The sequence below is a fragment of the Ruegeria sp. BB7 genome, assembly GCF_056539365.1.
On the sequence record NZ_JBQFUV010000035.1, the window covers coordinates 1 to 4,481 of the forward strand.

The following is a 4,481-nucleotide window of genomic DNA, read 5'->3' on the forward strand; positions in this document are numbered from 1 at the left end:
ATGACCACACCGAAACGCACGCCTCTTTATTCACTCCACGTTGAGTTGGGTGGTAAGATGGTTGATTTTGCTGGTTGGGAGATGCCTGTTCAGTATCCTTTGGGGATCATGGGTGAGCATAAGCAGTGCCGTGAGAAGGCGGCGGTGTTTGATGTATCTCATATGGGTCAGGTGATCCTGCGGGGCGAGAATGTAGGCGAGAAGCTGGAAGCGCTTTGCCCGCAGGCCTATGCGACCTTGAAAGAAGGCAAGGCGCGGTACGGGTTTTTCACCAACCCCGAAGGCGGGATCATGGACGATTTGATCGTGTCGAACGCGGGCGATCATTTCTTTGTGGTGGTGAACGCGGCGCTGCGCCATCAGGACATTCCGCATATGCAGGCCAATCTGGATGGCGTCGAAGTGACCGAGATCTTCGACCGTGCCTTGGTGGCGGTTCAGGGCCCTGCTGCGGAAAACGTGGTGGGTGAACTCTGCCCTGCTGCCCGCGACCTGAAGTTCATGGAAACCACGATTGCGGACATCAACGGCGTCGAATGCCGCATCTCGCGCCTGGGTTATACCGGCGAGGACGGGTATGAGATCTCGATCCCCGAGGACAAGGCGATCGAGATCACCCGGGCGTTTCTGGCACATGAGGATTGCGAACCGGCCGGTCTGGGCGCGCGCGACAGCCTGCGGCTGGAGGCTGGTCTGTGCCTTTATGGCAATGACATCGACCAGAGCACCTCGCCGGTCGAGGCGTCCTTGGGCTGGGCGATGCAGAAACGCCGCAAGGAAGAGGGCGGTTTCCCGGGCGCGGATCGCGTTCAGAAGGAGCTGGCCGAAGGCGCCGCGCGCAAGCTGGTGGGCATCAAGCCCGAAGGCCGTGCACCGGCCCGTCAGGGCGTTGAGATCCAATGCGCCGAGGGCAACAGCATCGGCCAGATCACCTCGGGCAGCTTTGGCCCCACGGTCGGTGGCCCGGTTGCGATGGGCTATGTGTCCGCCGGTCATGGCGAGCCGGGCGAAAAGGTGAACCTCATCATACGTGGCAAAGCACAGCCGGCCGAGATCGTGGCGCTGCCCTTCGTCAAGCAGAATTACAAGCGTTGAAGTCAGGAGAAAGAGACATGGCAACCTATTATTCCGAAGAACATGAATGGCTGATCGTTGAAGGGGACACGGCCACGCTGGGCATCACCGCGCACGCGGCCGAGCAGCTGGGCGAAGTGGTTTTCGTCGAGCAGCAGGAAGCGGGCGACGAGTTCGAAAAGGGTGGCGAGATCGGCGTGATCGAATCCGTCAAGGCCGCGTCCGAGCTGTACGCGCCGGTTGATGGCGAGATTACGGAAGTGAACGAGGCGCTGGCCGACAACCCCGGTGCGCTGAACGAAGACCCCGAAGGCGAGGCCTGGATCTACAAGATCAAGATTGCGGACGCCTCACAGCTGGACGACCTGATGGACGAAGCCGGCTACAAAGCCTTCATCGGCTAAACCAATCTCGGAGCCCCGCCATTGGGGCTCCCTCGCTTCATCTTTTCCCAAATACTCCCGCCGGAGGCATCTGCCAAAGCGGCTGGGTGAGACTTTCCTCTAGGAGCGCAACACATGGCCTTCAAACTGACCGACTACGAAGCCTATGACTTCGCCAATCGCCGCCACATTGGCCCAAGCCCGACCGAGATGCGCGACATGCTCAAGGTGATCGGTTTCAAGACGCTGGACCAGCTGATCGACGCAACCGTCCCGCCCGCAATCCGGCAGTCTGAGCCGCTGGACTGGGGCCCGGCGATGACCGAACGCGACGCGCTTTTCCACATGAAACAGGTGGCGAGCAAGAACAAGGTTCTGACCTCGCTGATCGGTCAGGGTTATTACGGCACCACCACCCCGGCGCCGATCCTGCGCAACATCCTGGAAAACCCGGCCTGGTACACCGCCTACACCCCTTATCAGCCCGAGATCAGCCAGGGCCGTCTTGAGGCGCTGCTGAACTTCCAGACCATGGTCAGCGACCTGACCGGGTTGGACGTGGCCAATGCCTCTCTGCTGGATGAAGCCACCGCTGCTGCCGAAGCCATGGCAATGGCCAAGCGCGGTGGCCGCTCCAAGGCCAACAACGCGGCCTTCTTCGTCGACAAGAACTGCCACCCGCAGACCATTGCGGTGATCAAGACCCGGGCTGAGCCTCTGGGCATCGACGTGCAGGTTGCCGATCCCGATACGCTGGATGCAGGCGCCGTCTTTGGCGCCATCTTCCAGTATCCGGGCACCCACGGCCATGTGCGCGACTTCACGTCGGAAATCGCGGCCCTGCACGAACACAAAGCCATCGCCATCGTCGCCGCCGATATCCTGTCTCTGGCGCTGCTGAAGTCACCGGGCGAGATGGGCGCGGATATCGCCATCGGCTCGACCCAGCGTTTTGGCGTGCCGATGGGCTATGGCGGCCCGCACGCCGCCTATATGGCAACCACGGACAAGCTGAAGCGCTCGATGCCGGGCCGGATCATCGGTGTCAGCATCGACAGCCGCGGCAACAAGGCTTACCGCCTGTCGCTGCAGACCCGCGAGCAACACATTCGCCGCGAGAAAGCCAACTCGAATGTCTGCACCGCGCAGGCGCTGCTGGCCGTCATTGCTTCGATGTATGCCGTGTATCACGGCCCCGACGGCATCAAGGCCATCGCGCAATCGGTGCACCGCAAGACCTCGCGCCTGGCGGCTGGTCTGGAAGAGGCAGGCTTTGCGGTTGAGCCGGAGGTGTTCTTCGACACCATCACCGTCGAGGTCGGCCATCTGCAGAACGTCGTGATGGAGGCGGCCGTGGCCCGTGGCGTCAACCTGCGCAAGGTCGGCGAGACAAAAGTGGGCATCAGCCTGGACGAACAGACCCGCCCCGAGACCATCGAGGCCGTCTGGGGCGCCTTTGGCATCGACAAGAAAGATGACAGTTCGAACAAGGTCTACCGCCTGCCCGATTACGCGCTGCGCGAAAGCACCTATCTGACCCACCCGATCTTCCATCAGAACCGGGCCGAGGCCGAGATCACGCGGTACATGCGCCGTCTGGCCGACCGCGACCTGGCGTTGGACCGCGCGATGATCCCGCTGGGCTCGTGCACCATGAAGCTGAACGCGACGATCGAGATGATCCCGGTCACCTGGCCCGAGTTCGGCAACCTGCACCCGTTCGTGCCCGAAGATCAGGCGCAGGGCTATCACGAGATGATTGCCGATCTGAACGACAAGCTGTGCCAGATCACCGGTTATGACGCGATCTCCCAGCAGCCCAACTCGGGCGCGCAGGGCGAATATGCGGGCCTGCTGACCATCCGCAACTACCACTTCGCCCGCGGCGAAGGGCAGCGCAATGTCTGCCTGATCCCGACCTCGGCGCATGGCACCAACCCGGCCTCGGCCCAGATGGTGGGCTATCAGGTTGTGCCGGTGCAGGCGGATGAGAACGGCAATATCGATGTCGCCGATTTCCGCGCCAAGGCCGAGAAGCACAGCGATCATCTGGCCGCCTGCATGATCACCTACCCCTCGACCCACGGCGTGTTCGAGGAAACCGTGCAGGAGGTCTGCCAGATCACCCATGATCACGGCGGTCAGGTCTATATCGACGGGGCGAACATGAACGCCATGGTCGGTCTGGCCCAGCCGGGCAAGATTGGCGGCGATGTCAGCCACCTGAATCTGCACAAGACCTTCTGCATCCCGCATGGCGGCGGCGGCCCCGGCATGGGTCCGATCGGCGTCAAGGCGCATCTGGAGGAACACCTGCCCGGCCACCCGGAATACGGCACCGCCGTGGGTCCGGTCTCGGCAGCACCGTTCGGCTCTCCGTCGATCCTGCCGGTCAGCTGGGCCTATGTGCTGCTTATGGGTGGCGCGGGTCTGACCCAGGCGACCAAGGTGGCGATCCTGAACGCCAACTACATCGCGGCGCGGCTCAAGGATGCCTATCCGATCCTGTATACGTCCGAGACAGGCCGTGTGGCGCATGAATGCATCCTCGACACCCGTCCGCTGGACGCCGAGGGCAATATCAGCGTCGACGACATCGCCAAGCGTCTGGTCGATTCAGGCTTCCACGCGCCGACCATGTCCTGGCCGGTGGCGGGCACCCTGATGGTGGAACCCACGGAATCGGAGCCCATGGCGGAACTGGACCGCTTCTGCGACGCCATGCTCTCCATCCGGGCCGAGGCGCAGGAGATCATCGACGGCAAGATCGACGCGGAGAACAACCCGCTGAAAAACGCCCCCCACACGGTGCGCGATCTGGTCGGCGAATGGGACCGTCCCTACACCCGCGAGCAAGCCTGCTTCCCGCCGGGCTCCATGGGTGTCGACAAATACTGGTCCCCCGTCAACCGCGTCGACAACGCATACGGCGACAGAAACCTCGTCTGCACATGCCCCCCAATGGACGCATACCAAGACGCCGCAGAATAAAAAAACAAAACCCCCCGCCAAAAAAGCGGGGGG

At 62.5% G+C, this 4,481-nt stretch carries 3 protein-coding genes; all 3 read left to right on the top strand.

Features of this window, described 5'->3' with window-relative positions; translation table 11 throughout:
- The 3 genes from gcvT (at position 1) to gcvP (ending at position 4,448) form a co-directional block, all read left to right on the top strand.
- A complete protein-coding gene (gene gcvT / locus ACR0D7_RS19265; RefSeq protein ID WP_217358376.1) occupies positions 1-1,095 on the top strand; it encodes a glycine cleavage system aminomethyltransferase GcvT in 1,095 nt (364 codons plus the stop codon).
- A 17-nt stretch (positions 1,096-1,112) separates the two neighbouring features.
- Positions 1,113-1,478: a glycine cleavage system protein GcvH gene (gcvH, locus tag ACR0D7_RS19270; RefSeq protein ID WP_170382011.1), complete on the top strand. Its 366-nt coding sequence runs from the start codon at positions 1,113-1,115 to the stop codon at positions 1,476-1,478.
- A gap of 114 nt (positions 1,479-1,592) precedes the next feature.
- Complete coding sequence (gene gcvP / locus ACR0D7_RS19275) at positions 1,593-4,448, top strand: aminomethyl-transferring glycine dehydrogenase (protein WP_480680464.1); 2,856 nt, start codon at positions 1,593-1,595, stop codon at positions 4,446-4,448.
- Positions 4,449-4,481: the final 33 nt, after the last annotated feature.

Excerpts from the sequence above, each read along its gene's own strand:
- gcvT (WP_217358376.1), top strand. The coding sequence starts at position 1 with ATGACCACACCGAAACGCACGCCTCTTTATTCACTCCACGTTGAGTTG.
- gcvH (WP_170382011.1), top strand. The coding sequence starts at position 1,113 with ATGGCAACCTATTATTCCGAAGAACATGAATGGCTGATCGTTGAAGGG.
- gcvP (WP_480680464.1), top strand. The coding sequence starts at position 1,593 with ATGGCCTTCAAACTGACCGACTACGAAGCCTATGACTTCGCCAATCGC.